Annotated in this window: 14 protein-coding genes and 1 tRNA gene; 11 read left to right on the top strand and 4 right to left on the bottom strand. The window is 67.4% G+C overall.

Annotated elements, in window-relative coordinates; translation table 11 throughout:
* Positions 1–8: 8 nt before the first annotated feature.
* From ACSYAO_RS15950 to ACSYAO_RS15915, 8 genes are all read left to right on the top strand, one after another.
* A complete protein-coding gene (locus ACSYAO_RS15950; RefSeq protein ID WP_149909442.1) occupies positions 9–611 on the top strand; it encodes a DUF998 domain-containing protein in 603 nt (200 codons plus the stop codon).
* A 106-nt stretch (positions 612–717) separates the two neighbouring features.
* On the top strand, positions 718–3,360 hold the full coding sequence (gene leuS / locus ACSYAO_RS15945; RefSeq protein WP_032128983.1) for a leucine--tRNA ligase: 2,643 nt from the start codon (positions 718–720) through the stop codon (positions 3,358–3,360).
* A 136-nt stretch (positions 3,361–3,496) separates the two neighbouring features.
* Entirely contained in the window at positions 3,497–4,081 is a 585-nt protein-coding gene (locus ACSYAO_RS15940) for an LPS-assembly lipoprotein LptE (RefSeq protein ID WP_032128984.1), read from the top strand.
* 9 nt (positions 4,082–4,090) lie between these two features.
* On the top strand, positions 4,091–5,128 hold the full coding sequence (holA, locus tag ACSYAO_RS15935) for a DNA polymerase III subunit delta (RefSeq protein WP_032128985.1): 1,038 nt from the start codon (positions 4,091–4,093) through the stop codon (positions 5,126–5,128).
* A 3-nt stretch (positions 5,129–5,131) separates the two neighbouring features.
* A complete protein-coding gene (nadD, locus tag ACSYAO_RS15930) occupies positions 5,132–5,797 on the top strand; it encodes a nicotinate-nucleotide adenylyltransferase (RefSeq protein ID WP_049463217.1) in 666 nt (221 codons plus the stop codon).
* Positions 5,798–5,855: 58 nt separating this feature from the next.
* Positions 5,856–6,266 carry a ribosome silencing factor gene (gene rsfS, locus ACSYAO_RS15925; protein WP_005418109.1) on the top strand — a complete coding sequence of 137 codons (411 nt, stop codon included), beginning with the start codon at positions 5,856–5,858 and terminating at the stop codon, positions 6,264–6,266.
* Positions 6,267–6,330: 64 nt separating this feature from the next.
* Positions 6,331–6,801, top strand: coding sequence for a 23S rRNA (pseudouridine(1915)-N(3))-methyltransferase RlmH (gene rlmH, locus ACSYAO_RS15920; protein WP_005418108.1), 471 nt, complete (start codon positions 6,331–6,333; stop codon positions 6,799–6,801).
* A 22-nt stretch (positions 6,802–6,823) separates the two neighbouring features.
* A tRNA-Asn gene (locus tag ACSYAO_RS15915) sits at positions 6,824–6,900 on the top strand.
* A 133-nt stretch (positions 6,901–7,033) separates the two neighbouring features.
* On the opposite strand, the gene ACSYAO_RS15910 is transcribed toward ACSYAO_RS15915, so the two are convergent.
* From ACSYAO_RS15910 to ACSYAO_RS15895, 4 genes are all read right to left on the bottom strand, one after another.
* Complete coding sequence (locus ACSYAO_RS15910; protein WP_149909443.1) at positions 7,034–8,455, bottom strand: basic amino acid/polyamine antiporter; 1,422 nt, start codon at positions 8,453–8,455, stop codon at positions 7,034–7,036.
* 138 nt (positions 8,456–8,593) lie between these two features.
* Positions 8,594–11,428 carry a TonB-dependent receptor gene (locus ACSYAO_RS15905; RefSeq protein ID WP_032128988.1) on the bottom strand — a complete coding sequence of 945 codons (2,835 nt, stop codon included), beginning with the start codon at positions 11,426–11,428 and terminating at the stop codon, positions 8,594–8,596.
* Positions 11,429–11,619: 191 nt separating this feature from the next.
* A complete protein-coding gene (locus tag ACSYAO_RS15900; protein WP_049462718.1) occupies positions 11,620–12,270 on the bottom strand; it encodes an energy transducer TonB in 651 nt (216 codons plus the stop codon).
* A gap of 216 nt (positions 12,271–12,486) precedes the next feature.
* Complete coding sequence (locus tag ACSYAO_RS15895; protein WP_006382138.1) at positions 12,487–13,224, bottom strand: SIMPL domain-containing protein; 738 nt, start codon at positions 13,222–13,224, stop codon at positions 12,487–12,489.
* 131 nt (positions 13,225–13,355) lie between these two features.
* Here ACSYAO_RS15895 and ACSYAO_RS15890 point away from each other — a divergent pair, with 131 nt between their 5' ends.
* Genes ACSYAO_RS15890 through ACSYAO_RS15880 form a run of 3 tightly spaced genes read left to right on the top strand, consistent with a single transcriptional unit; the run spans position 13,356 to position 19,329 of the window.
* A complete protein-coding gene (locus ACSYAO_RS15890) occupies positions 13,356–13,964 on the top strand; it encodes a Maf family nucleotide pyrophosphatase (RefSeq protein ID WP_032128990.1) in 609 nt (202 codons plus the stop codon).
* Positions 13,957–15,444 carry a ribonuclease G gene (gene rng / locus ACSYAO_RS15885; RefSeq protein WP_010482960.1) on the top strand — a complete coding sequence of 496 codons (1,488 nt, stop codon included), beginning with the start codon at positions 13,957–13,959 and terminating at the stop codon, positions 15,442–15,444. Before ACSYAO_RS15890 ends, rng begins: the two co-directional genes overlap by 8 nt.
* Positions 15,445–15,474: 30 nt before the next feature.
* Positions 15,475–19,329: a YhdP family protein gene (locus ACSYAO_RS15880; RefSeq protein WP_049462719.1), complete on the top strand. Its 3,855-nt coding sequence runs from the start codon at positions 15,475–15,477 to the stop codon at positions 19,327–19,329.
* Positions 19,330–19,354 lie beyond the last annotated feature (25 nt).

Below are 19,354 nucleotides of genomic sequence, written 5' to 3'. Positions count from 1 at the left end.
GAGCCTGCATGTCGTCCCTGTCCCCGTTGCTGCGCCTCTCCGGTCTGGTCGCCGCACTGCTGTTCGTGCTGGCGGTGCTCGGTTTCGGCGCCGGCCTGGATGGCTACGCACAGGCTCGCCACCCGGTGGCGCTGCTGGGAGCACAGGGGGTGCCGCATGCGCTGGCCTTCAATCTGCTGGGCTTGGTGCTGCCGGGCCTGCTGGCGGTGGTTGTGGCCGAGTGCCTGCGCCGTGGGCTGTCGGCAACCGCCGGCTGGGCGCCCCGGGTGGGCAGCCAGATGCTGCTGCTGGCCGGGTTGGCGTTCGCCGCGATGGGGCTGCTGCCGCTGGATGTGGATGACCTGCACGGGCCGGCCAGCCAGTTGCATGCCAGCGCCTGGATGATCTGGGTGCTGGGTTTCGTTGCCGGGACCCTGTTGCTGGGCACGTCGCAGTTGCGCCAGGCGCATGGCCGCGCGCTGGGCGCAGTGGCGCTCGCCTGTGGCGTACTGGCCGCGCTGGCGGCGTTTGCCCTGCAGGGCGTGTTGGCGGCGCCGCTGGCACAACGGCTTGCGTTCGCCTGCTGGACGGCCTGGCTGGCCCTGGCCCTGCCGTTGTCGCGGCCGCGCTGAGACCGGCCTCCGGGCGCTCGCGGAGCCGGCCTTCAGCGGGCGGGATTGGAGACGTTTGCCGCACTGCGGTACGCTGTACCGCTTTGCCGCCGCATCCGCGTGTTCCATGACCAGCGCTGAAACCAACGCCTACGACCCGCAGCAGGTTGAATCCGCCGCCCAGCAGTACTGGGACGCCACCCGTGCCTTCGAAGTCGACGAGACTTCGGACAAGCCGAAGTACTACTGCCTGTCGATGCTTCCGTACCCGTCCGGTGCGCTGCACATGGGCCACGTGCGCAATTACACGATCGGCGACGTGATCAGCCGCTACAAGCGCATGACCGGCCACAACGTGCTGCAGCCGATGGGCTGGGACGCGTTCGGCCTGCCGGCGGAAAACGCCGCGATCAAGAACAAGACCGCACCGGCGGCCTGGACCTACAAGAACATCGAGCACATGCGTGGCCAGTTCAAGGCCATGGGCTATGCCGTTGACTGGTCGCGCGAGTTCGCCACCTGCCGCCCGGACTACTACGTCCACGAGCAGCGCATGTTCACCCGCCTGATGCGCAAGGGCCTGGCCTACCGCCGCAATGCGGTGGTGAACTGGGACCCGGTCGACCAGACCGTGCTGGCCAACGAGCAGGTGATTGACGGCCGCGGCTGGCGCTCCGGCGCCCTGGTCGAGAAGCGCGAGATTCCGCAGTGGTTCCTGCGCATCACCGATTACGCCCAGGAACTGCTGGACGGCCTGGACGAGCTGGACGGCTGGCCGGATTCGGTCAAGACCATGCAGCGCAACTGGATCGGCCGCTCCGAGGGCCTGGAAATCCAGTTCGACGTACGTGACGTTGACGGCGGCGTGCTGGATCCGCTGCGCGTGTTCACCACCCGTCCGGATACCGTGATGGGCGTGACCTTCGTGTCGATCGCCGCCGAACATCCGCTGGCGCTGCATGCGGCGAAGAACAACCCGGAACTGGCCGCGATGCTGGCCGACCTGAAGCAGGGTGGCGTGTCCGAGGCGGAACTGGAAACCCAGGAAAAGCGCGGCATGGACACCGGCCTGCGTGCGCTGCATCCGGTCACCGGCGAGCCGGTGCCGGTGTGGGTCGCCAACTTCGTGCTGATGGGCTACGGCACCGGCGCGGTGATGGCCGTGCCGGGTCATGACCAGCGCGACAACGAAGTGGCCAACAAGTACGGCCTGCCGATCAAGCAGGTGATCGCACTGAAGGATGCGCGCACCGAAGAAGAGCGCACCTGGGATGGCAGCCGCTGGCAGGACTGGTACAGCGACAAGAGCCGTGCCTTCGAGCTGGTCAACTCGGCCGAGTTCGATGGCCTGGATTTCCAGGGCGCCTTCGAAGCCCTGGCCGAACGCTTCGAGCGCAAGGCCCAGGGCCAGCGCCGCGTCAACTATCGCCTGCGCGACTGGGGCGTGAGCCGCCAGCGCTACTGGGGCTGCCCGATTCCGGTGATCTATTGCGCCAAGTGCGGTGCGGTGCCGGTGCCGGAAGAACAGCTGCCGGTGGTGCTGCCGGAGGACGTGGCATTCTCGGGTACCGGTTCGCCGATCAAGACCGATCCGGAATGGCGCAAGACCACCTGCCCGGACTGCGGCGGCGCGGCCGAGCGCGAGACCGACACCTTCGACACCTTCATGGAGTCGAGCTGGTACTACGCCCGCTACACCTCGCCGGGTGCCCGTGATGCCGTCGACAAGCGCGGCAACTACTGGCTGCCGGTCGACCAGTACATCGGTGGCATCGAGCACGCGATCCTGCACCTGATGTATTTCCGCTTCTACCACAAGCTGCTGCGCGACGCGCGGATGGTCGACAGCAACGAACCGGCGCGCAATCTGCTGTGCCAGGGCATGGTGATTGCCGAGACCTACTACCGCCCGAACCCGGATGGCTCGAAGGACTGGATCAACCCGGCCGATGTGGAAGTGCAGCGCGACGAGCGCGGCCGCATCACCGGCGCGACCCTGATCGCCGACGGCCAGCCGGTGGTGGTCGGTGGCACCGAGAAGATGTCCAAGTCGAAGAACAACGGCGTGGACCCGCAGGCGATGGTCGACAAGTACGGCGCCGACACCGTGCGCCTGTTCTCGATGTTCGCCGCGCCGCCGGAACAGTCGCTGGAGTGGAACGAAGCCGGCGTGGATGGCATGGCCCGCTTCCTGCGCCGCCTGTGGGCCCAGGTGCAGAAGCATGCCGCCGATGGCGCCGCTCCGGCGCTGGATGTTGCAGCACTGGATGCCAACCAGAAGGCACTGCGCCGCAAGACCCACGAGACCATCGGCAAGGTCGGTGACGACTATGGCCGCCGCCACAGCTTCAACACCGCCATTGCCGCGGTGATGGAACTGATGAACGCGCTGGCCAAGTTCGAGGACGGCAGTGCGCAGGGGCGCGCGGTGCGCCAGGAAGCGCTGCAGGCCATCGTGCTGCTGCTCAACCCGATCACCCCGCACGCCAGCCATGCCCTGTGGCAGGTGCTGGGCCATGGCGAGACCCTGCTGGAAGACCAGCCGTTCCCGCAGGCCGATGCCGGTGCGCTGGTGCGCGACGCGCTGACCCTGGCCGTGCAGGTCAACGGCAAGCTGCGTGGCACCATCGACGTGGCGGCCGACGCCGCGCGCGAGCAGGTCGAGGCACTGGCCCTGGCCGAGCCCAACGCGGCCAAGTTCATGGAAGGCCTGACGGTGCGCAAGATCATCATCGTGCCGGGCAAGATCGTGAACATCGTCGCCGCCTGATGTACCCCGTACCGGCCACCCGCGTGGTGGCCGGTACCATTCCGGTGCAGGGCCCGGCGTTTGATGGCCCTGCATTCACGCGGCTTCGGGCACGCTGTGTGTTGCCGTGATCGCCCGGCTCCGCCAGACTGTCTCCATGACCCGAATCCTGCTTGCCCTCGTTCTTGTCCTCGGCCTTGCCGGCTGCGGTTTCCATCTGCGCAACAAGCTGATGCTGCCGACCGACACGGCACCGGTGAAGGTGGTTTCCACTGCGCCGTACAGCGAACTGGTCAAGCTGCTCAACCGCAGCCTGCTGGCCTCCGGCGCCAGGCTGGCCGATGAGGACAGCAAGGAGCCCAGCGCCCAGCTGCAGGTACTGTCCGAGCGCTGGGGCGACCTGCCGATCGCCATCGACTCGCAGGGCCGTGCGCAGGAATACAGCCTGCGCTACGCGGTGATCTTCATCTTCCGTCGCGAAGACGGCAGCGAACTGGTGCCGCAGCAGGTGATCGAGCTGTCGCGCGACTACGTGTCGCCGCCGACCGACGCCACCGGTACCACCACCGAACGTGAAATCCTGGCCAATGAACTGCGCCGGGAAATGTCCGCCTCGATCATCCGCCGCATCGACAGCGTGGTGCGTGCCGAGATCGAGAAGGGCGGCAGCCTGTCGGCGCCGAAGGACAAGCCGATCGAAGGCGCGGTACCGGCCGAGCCGGTCCCCGCAGCCAAGCACTGAGCCGCGCGCATGGAACTGCGTCCGGAGCAGCTGGCCAGCCAGGGCGCTGATACCGCGCTGGCGCCGGTCTACCTGATTGCCGGCCCGGAAACGCTGCGCGTGCTGGAGGCGGCCGACGCCATCCGCGCGCGTGCACGCGCCTCGGGCATTGGCGAACGTGAAGTGTTCGACGCCGATGGGCGTGATTTTGACTGGAACCAGCTCGACGCCAGTTTCAATGCCCCCAGCCTGTTCAGCGCCCGTCGCCTGGTCGAGGTGCGCCTGCCCAGCGGCAAGCCGGGCAAGGACGGTGCCGAGGTGATCAGCCAGTTCTGCGCCAATCCGGCGCCGGACGTGGTGTTGATGATCACCGCCAACGAATGGAGCAAGGCGCACCAGGGCAAGTGGGCCGAAGCGGTCAACCGCATCGGCGTGCTGTCGGTGGCGTGGGCGATCAAGCCGCACGAACTGCCGGACTGGATCGAGCGCCGCCTGCGTGGCAAGGGCCTGCGCGCGGACCCGGCCGCCGTGCAGCGCCTGGCCGAGCGGGTGGAAGGCAACCTGCTGGCTGCCGCCCAGGAAATCGACAAGCTGGCGCTGTTGGCCGATGGCCAGCCGCTGGATGTGGAGCGCATGGAGTCGCTGGTGGCCGACGCCGCCCGCTATGACGTGTTCCGGCTGGTGGAGGCGACATTCTCCGGGCAACCGCCGGCGGTGCTGCGCATGCTGGCCGGCCTGCGAGGCGAGGGTGAGGCGGTGGCTGCGTTGATGCCGATGGTGATCCGCGAGCTGCTGGCCGGTGCTGGCCTGGCCCGGGTGCAGGCCCGTGGTGGCAACCTGGCCGCCGAAATGAAATCGCGCGGCATCTGGGAATCGCGGCAGGCGCCGTACAAGCGCGCGCTGCAGCGGCATCCGGAAAGCAAGCGCTGGGAGCGCTTCGTGGCTGAAGCGGGACTGGTCGACCGTATCGCCAAGGGGCGCGCCGACGGCGACGCCTGGCTGGCGCTGGAGCGCCTGCTGGTGGCTGTGGCCGAACCGCGTGCCGTGCGCCTGCTGGCGCGGGCCTGAGCAATGAGCCTGCGGATCTACTACGGGGGCACCTTTGATCCGGTGCACCTCGGGCACCTGGCGATCGCGCGGGCTGCCCGTGACGAACTGCAGGTTGCCGTGCGCATGCTGCCGGCGGCCGATCCGCCGCACCGTGCCGTGCCCGGCGCCACGGCCGAGCAGCGCTGCACCATGCTGTCGCTGGCCATCGGCGACGAACCGGGCCTGCTGCTGGACCGGCGCGAGCTGGATCGCGCGGTGCGTTTCCCCGGTCGGCCGTCCTACACCGTGGACACCCTGCGCGAGCTGCGCGGCGAGCTGGGGCCGAGCCGGCCGCTGGCCTGGCTGGTCGGCGCCGACAGCCTGCTTGGCCTGTCCCGCTGGCACGAATGGGAGGCGTTGTTCGGGCTGGCTCATTTCGTGGTGGCGGAGCGCCCGGGTAGTCCGTTGCAGGCCGCGGTGGATGGCGAGCTGGGCCGGGCGCTGGAAGGGCGTTGGGCCGACACCGAGCAGGCCCTGTTCGCCAGCCCGGCCGGGCGCATCCTGCGCCTGCACCACCCGCTGCGCGAGGAATCGGCCAGCGCCGTGCGCTCGCAGATCGCCGCCGGCGGCCCCTGGCGCGCCCTGCTGCCACCCAGCGTGGCGGACTATGTGGCTGCACACGGGCTGTACCGCCCGGCCAGGCCGTGAATGGCGCAGCGGCGCCATCCCCGTATAATCGCCCCCACGTTTATCGAGTCGATCCACTTTGAGCAACCAGACCCAGCCCCAGACCATCAAGGTCGATCTGCCCAGCCCGCCGCCGTCCGTGCCGGAACTGCTGGCCAGCGTCCGCCAAGCCACCGAAGACCTGAAGGCCAAGGACCTGGTCGAGATCGACGTGCGCGGCCGGTCCAGCGTTGCCGACTACATGATCGTCGTTTCGGGCACCTCGACCCGCCACGTCAAGTCGATTGCCGACGAAGTCGTGCGCTTCGCCAAGAACATCGACGTGATGCCGCTGGGCGTGGAAGGCGAGCGCGAAGCCGAGTGGGTGCTGGTCGATCTGGGCGACGTGATCGTCCATGTGATGCTGCCGCGCGTGCGTGAGTTCTACGCTCTCGAGCGCCTGTGGACCGTCGGCGACCAGCCGCCGTCCAGCGACGACGAAGTGGCCTGAGCCACGCGTTGATGCATCCCTTCGACGGCGCCGATGGCGCCGTCGACGTTTTGGAGGACCGTTGATGAAAGCCCGCCTGATCGCCACCGGTGAACGCGCCCCCAGCTGGGTGGCGCAGGGCTTCGCCGAGTACCAGAAGCGGCTGTCGCACTGGCTGCCGTTCGAGCTGGTGGAAATCGAGCCCGGCCTGCGTGGCAAGGGGCGCGATCCGCGTCGCGCCACCGAAGATGAAGGCAAGCGGGTCATCGCTGCGCTGCCGAAGAATGCCTATGTGGTGGCGCTGGACGTGCCGGGCCGCCAGCTCAGTTCCGAACAGCTGGCGCAGCGCCTGGAACACTGGCGCGGGCAGGGAAGGGACCTGGCGTTCCTGATCGGTGGCCCGGAAGGGCATTCGCCGGAGGTGTCCGCGCTGGCCGATGAGAAGTGGTCGATCGGCCCGCTGACGCTGCCGCACATGCTGGTGCGCCTGGTGGTGGCCGAGCAGCTGTATCGGGCTGCCGCAATGATTGCCAATCACCCCTACCATCGCGCGTGAAGAGTGGTTATACTAGTCGTCTGCCCGAATAGCTCAGCCGGTTAGAGCACTTGACTGTTAATCAGGGGGTCGTTGGTTCGAGTCCAACTTCGGGCGCCACCTTGAAAAACCTGCATCGCGAGATGCAGGTTTTTTTTTTGCGTCTTTGTAGCGTCGAGGTTGCGCGACTGCTGTTGTGGAGCCGAGCCATGCTCGGCTGCTGCGGATGAACCAGCCGAGCGTGGGCTCGGGTCTACAGCGCGAGATTGCCTCGCCAGAACGCCACCAGCGTGGCGATCGCCACGATCAGGATCGCAGCGAACAGCACCCCCTCCCAACGCGTGAATACCTGTTCGCCGCGTTGGCGCCTGGTCAGCGCGAACAGCACCACACCGGGCACGTACAGCAGCACCGACAGCAGCAGGTTGTCCAGGCCACCGGCATACACCAGCCACAGCGCATAGGCGCTGGCCAGCAGTGCGACCACGAAATCGCGCCAGCGCACGCCTGGTTCACCGGCATAGGCCTGCCCACGCCAGGCCAGCTGCACACCGAACGCGGTGGACAGGAAGTAGGGCACCAGGCTCATCGACGCGGCCAGCAGCACCAGCCCGGTATAGCTGCCGGAATTGACCAGCACCAGCAGCAGGAACAACTGGATCAGCCCGTTGCTCAACCACAGTGCATTGGCCGGCACGCCGCGCGCGTTCTCACACCCCAGGAAGGCCGGCATGGTGCCGTCACCCGCGGCGGCATAGAGCACTTCGGCGCACAGCAGCACCCAGGCCAGCAATGCACCGAGAACGGAGATGATCGAACCGATGATGATCACCGTCGCGCCCCATTCGCCGACAATGGCTTGCAGCACATAGGCCATCGACGGATTGGGCAGTCCGGCCAGTTCCGCCTGCGACAGCACGCCCATCGACAACAGGCTGACCAGCACCAGCAGCAGCCACACGCCGAGGAAGCCGATCACCGTGGCGCGACCCACGTCGGCACGGCGTGCGGCGCGCCGCGAGTAGATGCTGGCGCCTTCGATGCCGATGAACACCCATACGGTCACCAGCATCATGCCGCGCAGCTGCTGGCCGAGATCGCCGAGTGCGGGCGTGCCCAGGAAATCGGCACCGAACACGTCCATGCGGAACGCGCCGGCGGCCAGGATGAGGAACAACGCAATGGGCAGCAGCTTGGCCACGGTCACCAGGCCATTGACGATGGCTGCAGTGCGCAGGCCACGCAGCACCAACAGGTGCACGGTCCACAACAGCAATGACGATGCGGCCACGGCGGCCGGGGTATTGCCTTCGCCGAACACGGGCATGAAGTGGCCCAGGCCACTGAAGATCAGCACGAAGAAGCTGGCGTTACCGAGCACCGAGGCAACCCAGTAGCCCCACGCAGCGGAGAAGCCGATGTAGTTGCCGAAGCCTTCGCGTGCGTATGCGTAGATGCCGGTATCGAGATCAGGCCGGCGGTTGGCCAGCGCCTGGAATACGAAGGCCAGCATCAGCATGCCCGCGCCGCTCAGGGCCCAGCCGATCAGCGCGGCGGCAGGCCCGGCGCTGCGCGCCACGTTCTGCGGCAATGAAAAGATGCCGGCGCCGACCATCGAGCCGACCACCAGTGCAGTCAACGCGGGCAGGCCCAGGCGTTGCGAAGTTGCGGCCATGCAGATCCCCTGCGGCGGTGATGCCGCGTGCACACGGTAGCCATGTGCCCGTGAACATGCCTGCAAGGGGCGGAACGACGAAGGCCCGGGCAGCTGCCCGGGCCTTCGAAGTTGCTGCGTTGAAGTGTATTGCCTGTATTACTTGAAGGTGTACTTGGCACCGACGGTGAAGTAGCGACCGATGGCACCACTGAAGTGCAGCGGGTTGTAGTTGACACCGCCGTAGGTGGACGGATCCAGCGGCGCGATGCGATCGAACACGTTCTGCACCGAGGCGTTCAACTCGAAGGCTTCAGTGATGTTCCAGCGGCCCGACAGGTCGAAGGTGGTGAACGAGGAGATCTTCTTGACGTCCGTTCCGTCTGCATACGCGAACAGATAGGAGCCGTTCGGACCACGGAAGTCCTTGTTGTCCATCTTCGAGATGTAGTTGGCAACGCCGCTGACGCTCCACGGACCCTGCCTCCAGGTGGTGCCGAAGTTGATGCGGTCCTTCGGGGTGCCGATGCAGTTGGTCACGTCGCAGTTGCCGTGAGTACCCGCGTAGTCAACCGTCACGTCGGCATCGGTGCGCTCGAACTTGAGCACATGGCTCCACTGCAGGTCCATCTCCAGCTGGCCCGGGCCGATGTCGAAGGTCTGGCGGATATCGGTATCGATACCCCGGACCCGGGTCGATGCGGCATTGATGTACTGCGTGTTGACTGCCAGGATGCTGCCGGTGCCGGGCACGCCGTTGAGCAGGTTGCTGTCACGCAACACGTTGCCGGCGGCAATGGCTTCGGAGGTGCTGCCCTGGGCAATTTCGTTGGTGCGCTTGATCTGCCAGGCATCGATGGTCAGCGAGGTCGTGGACGTCGGCTGCAGGACGATACCCACCGAGTAGCTCTTGGACTCTTCCGGCTTCAGATCCTTGTTCGGGCGGGTGATGATGGCCACCGGCAGGGCACCGCAGTCATCCCCGGTGGCACCCGGTGCAGGGTTGCCGTTCGGGCAACGTACCGGATCGGACGCGTTGGAGAACGCTGCCAGGCCACCATCGCCGTTCTCGGCCGGGTTGGGTGCCCGGAAGCCTTCGGCGTAGCTGCCACGCAGTGCGATCCAGTCGGCCGGGGTCCACTTGATGCCGATCTTCGGCGTGGCCTTGCCTTCACCGCTCTCGTACTTGTCGTAGCGAACCGCACCGGACAGTTCCAGGGTTTCCAGCACGGGCGCAGACAGCTCAACGTAGCCTGCGTACACGTTCTGGGTGCCGTCGTAGGCCGAGTAGCCCAGGCCGATGATCTGGCCCTTGTCGGTGTAGGTCTGCGGGGTCAGGCTGTTGCTGGTCTTGCGCCATTCGGTACCCAATGCCAGGCCCAGCGGGCCACCCTTCAGGTCCATCAGGCTGCGCGACACGGTGAAGTCGAACATGTCCAGGCTGGACTTGGCGCGGGCGCTGATATCCGGCGAGATGAAGTCGTACAACGCCTGCGAGTTCATGCCCGCGTTGTCACCGATGCGCCAAACACCACCGGCGCAGTTCGGGTTGGCCAATGCGCAACGTACGTTGTCGTAGTTGAGGAAGCCGGTGCGCTTGTTGACCAGATCAGTGCCCGAGTGCAGATAGGCGGTGTCGTAGCTCCAGTCGCCCCAGTTGCCCTTGACGCCGACCAGGAAGCGGGTGAACTCATTGGTGTTGTTGGTCACGCGGGGACCGACATCCCACGCCGAATAACGCAGGCGCGAGGCCTGGCCGGGAATGGGATTGTCAGGATGATTCGGGCCCAGCACCACTGCGCCCGGGCCACTGTTGCCGTTGACCGGGCCTTCGGGGAAGCCCCAGCTGCCGGATACGCCGGACGGGGTGTTGCTGAAGGTGGTCTCTTTCTTCGAGTAGCCGATTTCGGTGTAGATCTCGCCACCTTCACCAAACGCGAAGCTGGCACGGCCAAACACGTTGACGTACTTCTCTTCCGGGGTCAGATCGCGATACAGCTGGTTCGGATCCCACAGGCAGCCCTGCGCCTGTGCAGTAGCCTCGGTCTGGCCGGGAATGGTGGTCAGGCCAGCACAGCCCGGCAATGCGACCAGGAAGGCAGGATTGTCCTTGGTCACATTGCGATCGTCATACACCGAACCGTTCGGACCAACACCGCCGCGGGTCTTGCCGCTGAGGAAGGCGCCGCCGAGGAACTGGGCGTTGTTGCCATAGCCCCACGGGCGGGTATCGCCGGTACCGATCCACTTGCGGTTCTTGCGATCACTGATCTTGATCGCGTCGGTCTTTGCCACATCCAGGCTGAAGAAGGCATTCCAGCCGTCGGTGGCCAGATCGCCGGTACCGGCGGTCAGGGTCGCCTTCTTCGCGTCGCCATCGCTGTCGCCAGACAGGCCGTAGGAGCCCCGGAGGATCGCGCCCTGGAAGTCGCTGCGCAGGATGATGTTGACCACGCCGGCGATGGCGTCGGAACCATAGATCGCCGAGGCGCCGTCCTTCAGCACTTCCACGCGTTCGACGGCGTCGAGCGGGATGGTGCTCAGGTCGGTGAAGACCTTCTGGCCGTCATCGGCCAGGCCGTAGGTGGCCATGCGGCGACCATTCAACAGGACAAGGGTCGAACCCGCGCCCAAGCCGCGCAGCGAGATGCCGGCACCACCGCCGGCAAAGCCGTTGCCGAAGGTCTTGGGAATGGAGCCGGAACCGTCGGCGGTCAGTGTCTGCAGGTACTCGGCAACCGTGGTCTTGCCCGTACGGTCGATTTCCTGGCGGGTCACCACCTGCACCGGGGACGGTGTTTCAGTGTTGGTGCGCGGGATGTTCGAACCGGTGACCGTGATGCGGTCCAGGTTGGTGGCCTTTTCCTGCGCGAAAGCGGAGGTGGAAGCCACGGCGCCAACCAGCAGCAGCGTGCCGCCGGTAAGGATATGGGTGATGGACGATGCCAGGGTGGTGCGGCGGCGGCTGGCGGGCCGTTGGATCAGGTGTTTCACAGCTTCTCTCCTAACTGGAAAACCGTAGCGTTGAGGGCTGTCTCCGGAAGATTCCGGGACGGACCAATCTAGGTTTCCGACAGGTGACGAAGTCGTGAATTTTTGCTTAATCAATAACAGTTGATCCTGTTCCGTCCGTACCCGCCCGGACGGAAGCGCCGGCCCGGCAAGCAGCCGGGCCGGCGATCACCTCAGTCCGGCAGCGAGAACTGCACCGGCACCATGCCGATGGCCGGCACGGCCACGCCATCACGCTGGGCCGGCTCGAAGCGCCAGTGCCTGAGCACCTGCTGGCGTGCGGCCTGGTCCAGGCTGCGCGAGCCACTGCTGCGCTCGATGCTGACCACCGCCGGCTGCCCGTGGGAGTCCACCTCTACCCGCAACAGCACCGTACCCTGCTCGCGGTTGCGCAGTGCCGCCAGCGGGTAGGCCGGCGGCGGGGCGCTGCGGTACTGCAGCTGGGCGCCGGCCAGAGGCGTGGAGGTGTCGATGCTCGGTGCCAGCTGGGGCGGGGCCGGTTCGGCGGCCGGCAGTGCGATGCCCTGGGTCTCCTCCACGGTCGCGGTAGGTGCGGGCAGGGGCGGTGCTACCGGCTGCGTCCGGGGTTTGGGCACCACCTGGACGATCTCTTTCGGCGTGATCGGAACCGGCGGCGTGGGCGGTGGCGGGATCTTCTCGATCAGCCTGACCGCAGTCTTGTCACGTGGGACCTGCACGGCCTGGTAGGTCGCCGGGATCAGCAGCAACAGGAAGGCCAGCAGATGCAGGGCGATGGCCGCGCTCCAGGCGGCAACGCGGGCGGGGTCGAAATGCGGGGATGCAACGGGATACGTACGAACCATGGTCCACCTCCATGCCAGTGACGAAGTCCTCAACGCACCAGGGCCCGTGGCGGGGTTGCCGCACGCGGCTGGCAGTCCATCAGTAGCGCGACAGGGCGGCCACTGCCTAGAGGCAGGGGGGCGATCGTTGGGCTGGCCTTCAGCCAACGCCGGCTGCGGGCATGAAAAAGGCGGACCCCCTGCGGGATCCGCCTTTGTCGGCAATGGCGAACGGGATCAGCGACCCAGTTCGAACACCACGTCCAGGTTGACCGAGACGGTCGATTCACCCGGTGCGACCGGGGTGGCCTTGTCCATCGCCGCGCCGGCCGACATGGCCCGCATCATCGGCATCGGGCGGTAGCCGCCGCCGGCGTTCTCGGAAATGCTGACGATGCGGCGCACCTGCAGGCCCAGCGACTTCGCATAGGTCTGGGCGCGGGCCTGGGCCTTCTTCAATGCAGCCAGGCGGGCTTCGTCGTAGACCGGTTCCGGCTGGTCGATCTCGAAGCTGGGGCCGTTGATCTGGTTGGCGCCCTGCGCAGCCAGTGCATCCAGCACCTTGCCCAGCTTGGCGATGTCACGCACCTTCAGGCTGACCGTGTTGCTGGCCTGGTAGCCGGTGATCTTCGGTGCTTCGTTGTCGGCATAGCGGTACTGCGGATTGAGGCTGACGCCACTGGTCTGCACGTCGCGCTCGGCGATGCCGGCGGCCTTGATCGCGGCCAGTACCTTGTCCATCTGCTGGGCGTTCTGGCGCATGGCGCTGTTGCCATCGGCGGCCTGGGTGACCACACCGGCCGACAGGGTGGCCACGTCCGGCACGCGGGTCGCCTCGGCATTGGCCGAGATGTTCAGCAGGGTGCCTTCGGCCGGGGCGGCGATCGACGGCGACGACGGGGCAGCATGGGCGGTCATCGAGGTTCCAAGGGCGAGGGACAGGGCGAGCAGCAGCGGGGTGGCGGTCAGGCGCATGGAGAACTCCTTGTTGTGCCGTTGAGGGTGGTGTCGTAGCGATGAACGCGCTGTGAGCCCGTTCGGGGTTGCGCACGTTCCGGGACGGGTTGCCAACGATTCAGGTGGCGGCCTCAGGTTATGCTGTGCCGATGCTCTATCTTGCTTCCCGCTCCCCCCGACGCAACCAGCTGCTGGCCCGACTCGGACGCCCCTTCCAGGCCCTGGACCTGGAGGTCGTCGAGCAGCGCGCGCCCGCTGAAAGCGCCGAACAGTATGTGTGCCGGGTCGCCGCCGACAAGGCGCGCGCCGGGCTGGCCCGGGTGCTGGCCGATGACCCGCAGGCGCGCGTGCTCGGCTCGGACACCGAGGTGGTGCTGGATGGCGACGTGTTCGGAAAGCCCACTGACGCCGCCGATGCGCGGGCGATGCTGGCGCGCCTTGCCGGGCGTACCCATCAGGTGATGACCGCCGTGGTGGTGGTCGGCGCGGACGGGCTGGACAGCGAACTGGTCATTTCCGAAGTGACCTTCGCCCCGATCGACGCTGCCGACATCGCCGCCTACGTGGCCACCGGCGAGCCGTTGGACAAGGCCGGGGCCTACGCCATCCAGGGCGGGGCCGAGCGCTGGATCGAACATCTTTCCGGCAGCTACTCCGGCGTCATGGGGCTGCCATTGCTGCATACCGATCGTCTGCTGGCGCGCTGCGGCGTGCCGGCCACAACTGCCGATGCCGCCAGGGAGGCTGCCGATGTCTGAGGAAATCCTGGTCAATGTGACCCCGCGCGAAACCCGGGTCGCTGTGATCGAGAACGGCATGCTGCAGGAACTGCACATCGAGCGCGGTTGGCGCCGGGGTGTGGTCGGCAACATCTACAAGGGCAAGGTGCAGCGGGTGATGCCCGGCATGCAGGCCGCCTTCGTCGAAGTCGGGCTGGAGCGTGCCGCGTTCCTGCATGCCAACGACGTGGTGCGGCCGGCGCCGGTGGCCAGTGCCGATACCGAGAACACCACGCTGCCGCCGCCGTCCAGCGTGCCGATCGTCGAGCTGCTGCGCGACGGCCAGGACATCGTGGTGCAGGTGGTGAAGGACCCGATCGGGACCAAGGGCGCACGCCTGACCACCCAGATCAGCATTCCCTCGCGCTACATGGTGCTGCTGCCGCAATCCAAGGTGGTGGGCGTTTCCGCACGCATCGAGGATGAAACCGAGCGCGCCCGCCTGAAGGCGCTGGTGACCGAACTGTCGGCGCAGCACGGGGGCTACGGCTACATCGTGCGTACCAATGCCGAGGGCCAGCCGGCAGAGGCCATCGCCGAGGACATCGCCTACCTGTCGCGCGTTTGGAACGTGGTCGAGCGTCGTGGCCGCGAAGCGGCCTCGTGCAGCAACATCTATGAAGACCTGAGCCTGCCGCTGCGATCGGTACGCGACCTGATCCGCAAGGACGTTGACAAGGTGAAGGTGGACTCCAAGGAGACCTTCGCGCAGTTGCAGGCCTTTGTTGCCAAGTACATGCCGGTGCTGGCCGAGAAGATCGAGCTGTACAGCGGTGATCGCCCGATCTTCGACATGTTCGGGGTGGAGGACGAGATCGGCCGCGCGCTGGACAAGCAGGTGCCGCTGAAATCCGGTGGCTACCTGGTGATCGACCAGACCGAGGCGATGACCACCATCGACGTCAACACCGGTTCGTTCCTCGGCCAGCGCAACCTGGAAGAGACGGTGTTCCGCACCAACCTGGAAGCGGCACAGGCGGTGGCACGGCAGCTGCGGCTGCGCAACCTGGGCGGCATCATCATCATCGATTTCATCGACATGGACGATGCCGAGCATCGCCGCCAGGTGCTGCGCACCCTGGAAAAGGCGCTGGCCCGCGACCATGCCAAGACCACGGTGTACGACTTCTCGCCGCTGGGCCTGGTGGAGATGACCCGCAAGCGCACGGTGGAAAGCCTGGAGCGCCAGCTGTCGGAGACCTGCCCGCAGTGCAGCGGCCGCGGCAGCATCAAGACCACCGAGACGGTGACCTACGAGATCTTCCGCGAGATCACCCGTGCCGTGCGCCAGTTCGATGCCGCGCGCCTGCTGGTGATCGCGTCGACCAAGGTGGTCGCGCGCATCACCGACGAGGAATCCGCGGCGGTGGCCGAGCTGGAGGAATTCCTCGGCAAGAGCATCCGCTTCCAGGCGGACGAGCAGTACCTGCAGGAGCAATTCGATGTCGTTCTGCTCTGATCCTCGCCGGCCGCAGGCCGGCGGTGGCCGATGAGCGCGCCGCCGCGCCTGCGACTGCGAAGGATCCGCCGTCATTTCATTGCCGCCTGCGCGGTGGGCCTGGTCGGGCTTGCACTGCTGGTGGGCACCTTCAGCCAGCTGCTGCCGCTGGCCGAGCGCCATCCCGACAGGATTGCCGCCTGGCTGAGTGAACGCGCTGGCCAGCCGGTGCGTTTCGACCAGCTGCAGACCGCCTGGACCCGGCGCGGCCCGCTGCTGCAGCTCAAGGGCCTGCGCATCGGCGCCGGCCAGGGCCTGGCGATCGGCGAGGCCGAAGTGCTGGTATCGATGTACAGCGGCCTGTTGCCTGGCCGGTCGCTGACCGAGCTGCGCCTGCGTGGCCTGGCGCTCGACCTGCAGCAGGGCGAGGACGGTCGCTGGTCGGTACGCGGCCTGCCGCAGGCCGCCAATGGCGGGGACCCGCTGGATGCGCTGCGCCGGCTGGGCGAACTGCAGGTGATCGGAGGCCGCCTGGGCGTGCATGCGCCGGGGCTGGGAATCGACACCACGCTGCCACGCATCGACGTGCGCCTGCGGGTCAATGGCGACCGCCTGCGTGTAGGCGTGCGTGCCTGGGCCCAGACCGAAGCGCTGCCGTTGACGGCGGTGCTGGACGTGGACCGCGTGCGCGGCAATGGCCAGGCCTGGCTGGGCGCCGATCCGGTCGATTTCCATGCCTGGTCGCCGCTGCTGGCGGCCGGCGGTGTGCGCCTGCGCGAAGGCAAGGGCGAACTCAACCTGTGGCTGACCCTGCGCGATTTCGCACCGGTGGCGGTGACCACCGATTCGGACCTGCGTGATGTCCGCATCGATGGCGCACCGATGCCCTCGATGGCGGCTCCGCAGCTGCAGCTGCAGCGGTTGCAGGCACGCCTGCGCTGGCAGCGCCAGGCTGATGGCTGGGCGTTGCAGGTGCCGCGCCTGCGCCTGAAAACCGAAGAGGGCGAGCAGCAGCTCGATGGCCTGCAGCTGCAGCTTGGCAAGCAGCTGCGGGTCCGTTCTGGCGAAGTGCAGGCCGGCACCGCGCTGCGTGCGCTGGCCCTGAGCGATCGTCTCGAACCGGGCCTGCGTCGCTGGCTGTTCCTGTCCAGGCCGCAGCTGGATGTGCGCGAGTTGCAGTTGGCGGGCGATCGCGATGGCCCACTGTGGGCGCAGGGCGAACTGCAGTCGCTGGGCTTCGCCAGCGTGGGCAATTCGCCCGGCCTGCGCGGCCTGGGCGGGCGCTTCGAAGGCGACGCGGATGGCTTCAGCCTGCAGTTGCAGCCGCAACGGCAGCTGCAGTTCGATTGGCCGACCGGCTTTGGTGTGCGTCATGACCTGCATCTGGCGGGACAGGTGGTGGGCTGGCGCGACGAGGGCGGTGGTTGGCGTATCGGTACTGCGGCGATGCGCGTGGAAGGCACCGACTATGCGGCCGACGTGCGCGGCGGGGTCTGGTTCCAGGGGGACGGTACGCGGCCGTGGCTGCAGCTGGCGGCCAAGCTGGACGACGTGCCGATGACCGCGGCCAAGCGCTTCTGGATCCACTCCAAGATGAGCAAGGGCGCCACCGACTGGCTGGACATGGCGCTGGCCGGCGGCCAGGTGCGCAATGGCATCGGCCTGGTCAGTGGCGACCTGGACGACTGGCCGTTCGACAACAACGATGGCCGCTTCGAGGCCACCGGCCATATCACCAACGGTGACATCCGTTTCCAGCACGATTGGCCGTTGATGAGCCAGGTCGACGCCGATATCGCCTTCATCGGCCCCGGCTTCGACATGCATGGGCGCGGCGATCTGGCCGGTGTGGCGGTGCAGAAGTTCGAGGCGGGCATTCCGGATTTCGGGCAGCAGCCGCTGTATGTGCGCGCCGATGCGCAGAGCGAGGCGGGCAAGCTGCTGGCGATGCTGCGGCAGAGCCCGCTGCACAAGGATTATGGCGACACCCTGGACAACCTCACCGCTGCCGGCCCGGCGCATGTGACCTTCGATCTGCTGCAGCCACTGCACCACGATGATGGTGGCGGCCACCTGCAGGGGACGGTCGATCTGGCCGGCGTGAAGCTGGTCGACAAGCGCTTCCAGCTCGCCTTCGACAACATGCAGGGGCAGGCGCGCTACAGCAATGGCGGTTTCGATGCCGAGACACTGTCGGTGCGCCACCTCGGCCAGGACGGTCGCCTGAGCCTGCGTGCCGGTGGCTACGTGCACGACAGCAGACTGGCCTTCGAATCGCAGCTGTCGGCCACGCTGGATGCTGGCGTGCTGATCGACCGCGCGCCGGAGATGGCCTGGCTCAAGCCCTACATCACCGGAACCTCGCCGTGGACCATCGCGGTCAGCCTGCCCAAGGTCGCTCCAGGGGCGCCTGCGCCGCCCAGCGAGCTGCGGTTGAGCTCCGATCTGGTCGGGACCCGGCTGGACCTGCCGGCGCCGCTGGACAAACCGGCTGCCGAGCCGCTGGCGACCACCGTGGCTGCACAGCTGCCGATGGGGGCCGGCCGCATCGACGTGGCGTTCGGCCAGCGCCTGGCGCTGGCCGCACGCAGCCACAACAACCAGACGGGTGTGCAGGTGACGCTGGGCAGCGACCATGTCGACCGCGAGCCGCCGCCGAGCGGATTGACCGTCAATGGCCGCAGCCCGACCCTGGACGCCCTGGAATGGATCAGCCTGGCGCGGGGTGGCAGTGATGACGACGCCATGCCGCTGCGTGCGGTGGACGTGCAGGTCGGCCAGTTGAAGCTGATCGGTGGCGTGTTCGAGCAGACCCGGTTGCAGCTGCGCCCGGGCGCGCAGGCACTGGATGTGCGCCTGGACGGCCCGTCGCTGGCCGGGCGCCTGACCGTCCCCAATGCAGATGGCGGCACCATCAGTGGCCAGCTCGACCGCGTGCACTGGCAATCCCTGCCGGCGGCTCCGGGTGCATCGGCCGCACCGGCACGGGTACAGGCCGGCGCCAACGACATGGACCCGGCCAAGCTGCCGCCGTTCGCGCTGGACATCGCCGACCTGAAGTTCGGCAAGGTGATGCTGGGCCAGGCGGTACTGCGTACGCGGCCGCTGGCCAATGGCCTGAACGTGGACGAGCTGCGCTTCCGTGCGCCCGACCAGGAGATCGACATCAGCGGTCGCTGGCTGGGCCGCACCGGTGGTGGCCGCACCGAGCTGACCGCACAGGTGCGCAGCGAGGACCTGGGCGGATTGATGCAGAACCTCGACTACGGCGGCCAGCTGCGTGGCGGTTCCGGCCAGGCGCAGCTGCAGGCCACGTGGAGTGGGGGGCCGTCGGACTTCCAGCTGGGCAACCTGCAGGGCCGCCTGGACCTGCACGCGCGCAACGGCCAGCTGCTGGAGCTGGAACCGGGCGCCGGCCGGGTGCTGGGCCTGCTCAGTGTCACCCAGCTGCCGCGGCGCCTGATGTTCGACTTCCGCGACTTCTTCTCCAAGGGCTTCGCGTTCAACCAGATCGACGGCAGCATGCAGTTCGGCCAGGGCATGGCACGCACCGACAAAGTGCTGATCGAAGGCCCGGCAGCCAACATCACCATCCGCGGCCAGGCCGACCTGCGCAACCAGCAGTTTGACCAGACCATCGACGTCAACCCGCGTGCAGGCAATCTGCTGACCGTGGTGGGTGCGGTCGCCGGTGGCCCGGTGGGGGCGGCGCTGGGCGCGGCCACCAATGCGGTATTGTCAAAGCCATTGGGCGAGATTGGCGCCCGCACCTACAAGGTGACCGGTCCATGGAAGGAACCGAAGGTGGAAGTGATCGAGCGCAGCCGCGACAAGGCTCCGCCACCCGTACCGGCACCGGCGCCGGCCATTCCGCCGACCGTCACCGGCCTGCCGCGCTCGCGTTGAGCGCGGCTTTCCTGTTCACGGGGCT

Source organism: Stenotrophomonas sp. STK16_22, from assembly GCF_051984505.1.
Lineage (GTDB): Bacteria > Pseudomonadota > Gammaproteobacteria > Xanthomonadales > Xanthomonadaceae > Stenotrophomonas > Stenotrophomonas maltophilia_A.
Note: the sequence above shows the minus strand (reverse complement) of the source record. Positions and strands in the feature narration are given on the sequence as shown.

Coding starts and splice junctions, on each gene's coding strand:
- ACSYAO_RS15950 (WP_149909442.1), top strand. CDS start 9: ATGTCGTCCCTGTCCCCGTTGCTGCGCCTCTCCGGTCTGGTCGCCGCA.
- leuS (WP_032128983.1), top strand. CDS start 718: ATGACCAGCGCTGAAACCAACGCCTACGACCCGCAGCAGGTTGAATCC.
- ACSYAO_RS15940 (WP_032128984.1), top strand. CDS start 3,497: ATGACCCGAATCCTGCTTGCCCTCGTTCTTGTCCTCGGCCTTGCCGGC.
- holA (WP_032128985.1), top strand. CDS start 4,091: ATGGAACTGCGTCCGGAGCAGCTGGCCAGCCAGGGCGCTGATACCGCG.
- nadD (WP_049463217.1), top strand. CDS start 5,132: ATGAGCCTGCGGATCTACTACGGGGGCACCTTTGATCCGGTGCACCTC.
- rlmH (WP_005418108.1), top strand. CDS start 6,331: ATGAAAGCCCGCCTGATCGCCACCGGTGAACGCGCCCCCAGCTGGGTG.
- ACSYAO_RS15910 (WP_149909443.1), bottom strand. CDS start 8,455: ATGGCCGCAACTTCGCAACGCCTGGGCCTGCCCGCGTTGACTGCACTG.
- ACSYAO_RS15900 (WP_049462718.1), bottom strand. CDS start 12,270: ATGGTTCGTACGTATCCCGTTGCATCCCCGCATTTCGACCCCGCCCGC.
- ACSYAO_RS15895 (WP_006382138.1), bottom strand. CDS start 13,224: ATGCGCCTGACCGCCACCCCGCTGCTGCTCGCCCTGTCCCTCGCCCTT.
- ACSYAO_RS15890 (WP_032128990.1), top strand. CDS start 13,356: ATGCTCTATCTTGCTTCCCGCTCCCCCCGACGCAACCAGCTGCTGGCC.
- rng (WP_010482960.1), top strand. CDS start 13,957: ATGTCTGAGGAAATCCTGGTCAATGTGACCCCGCGCGAAACCCGGGTC.
- ACSYAO_RS15880 (WP_049462719.1), top strand. CDS start 15,475: ATGAGCGCGCCGCCGCGCCTGCGACTGCGAAGGATCCGCCGTCATTTC.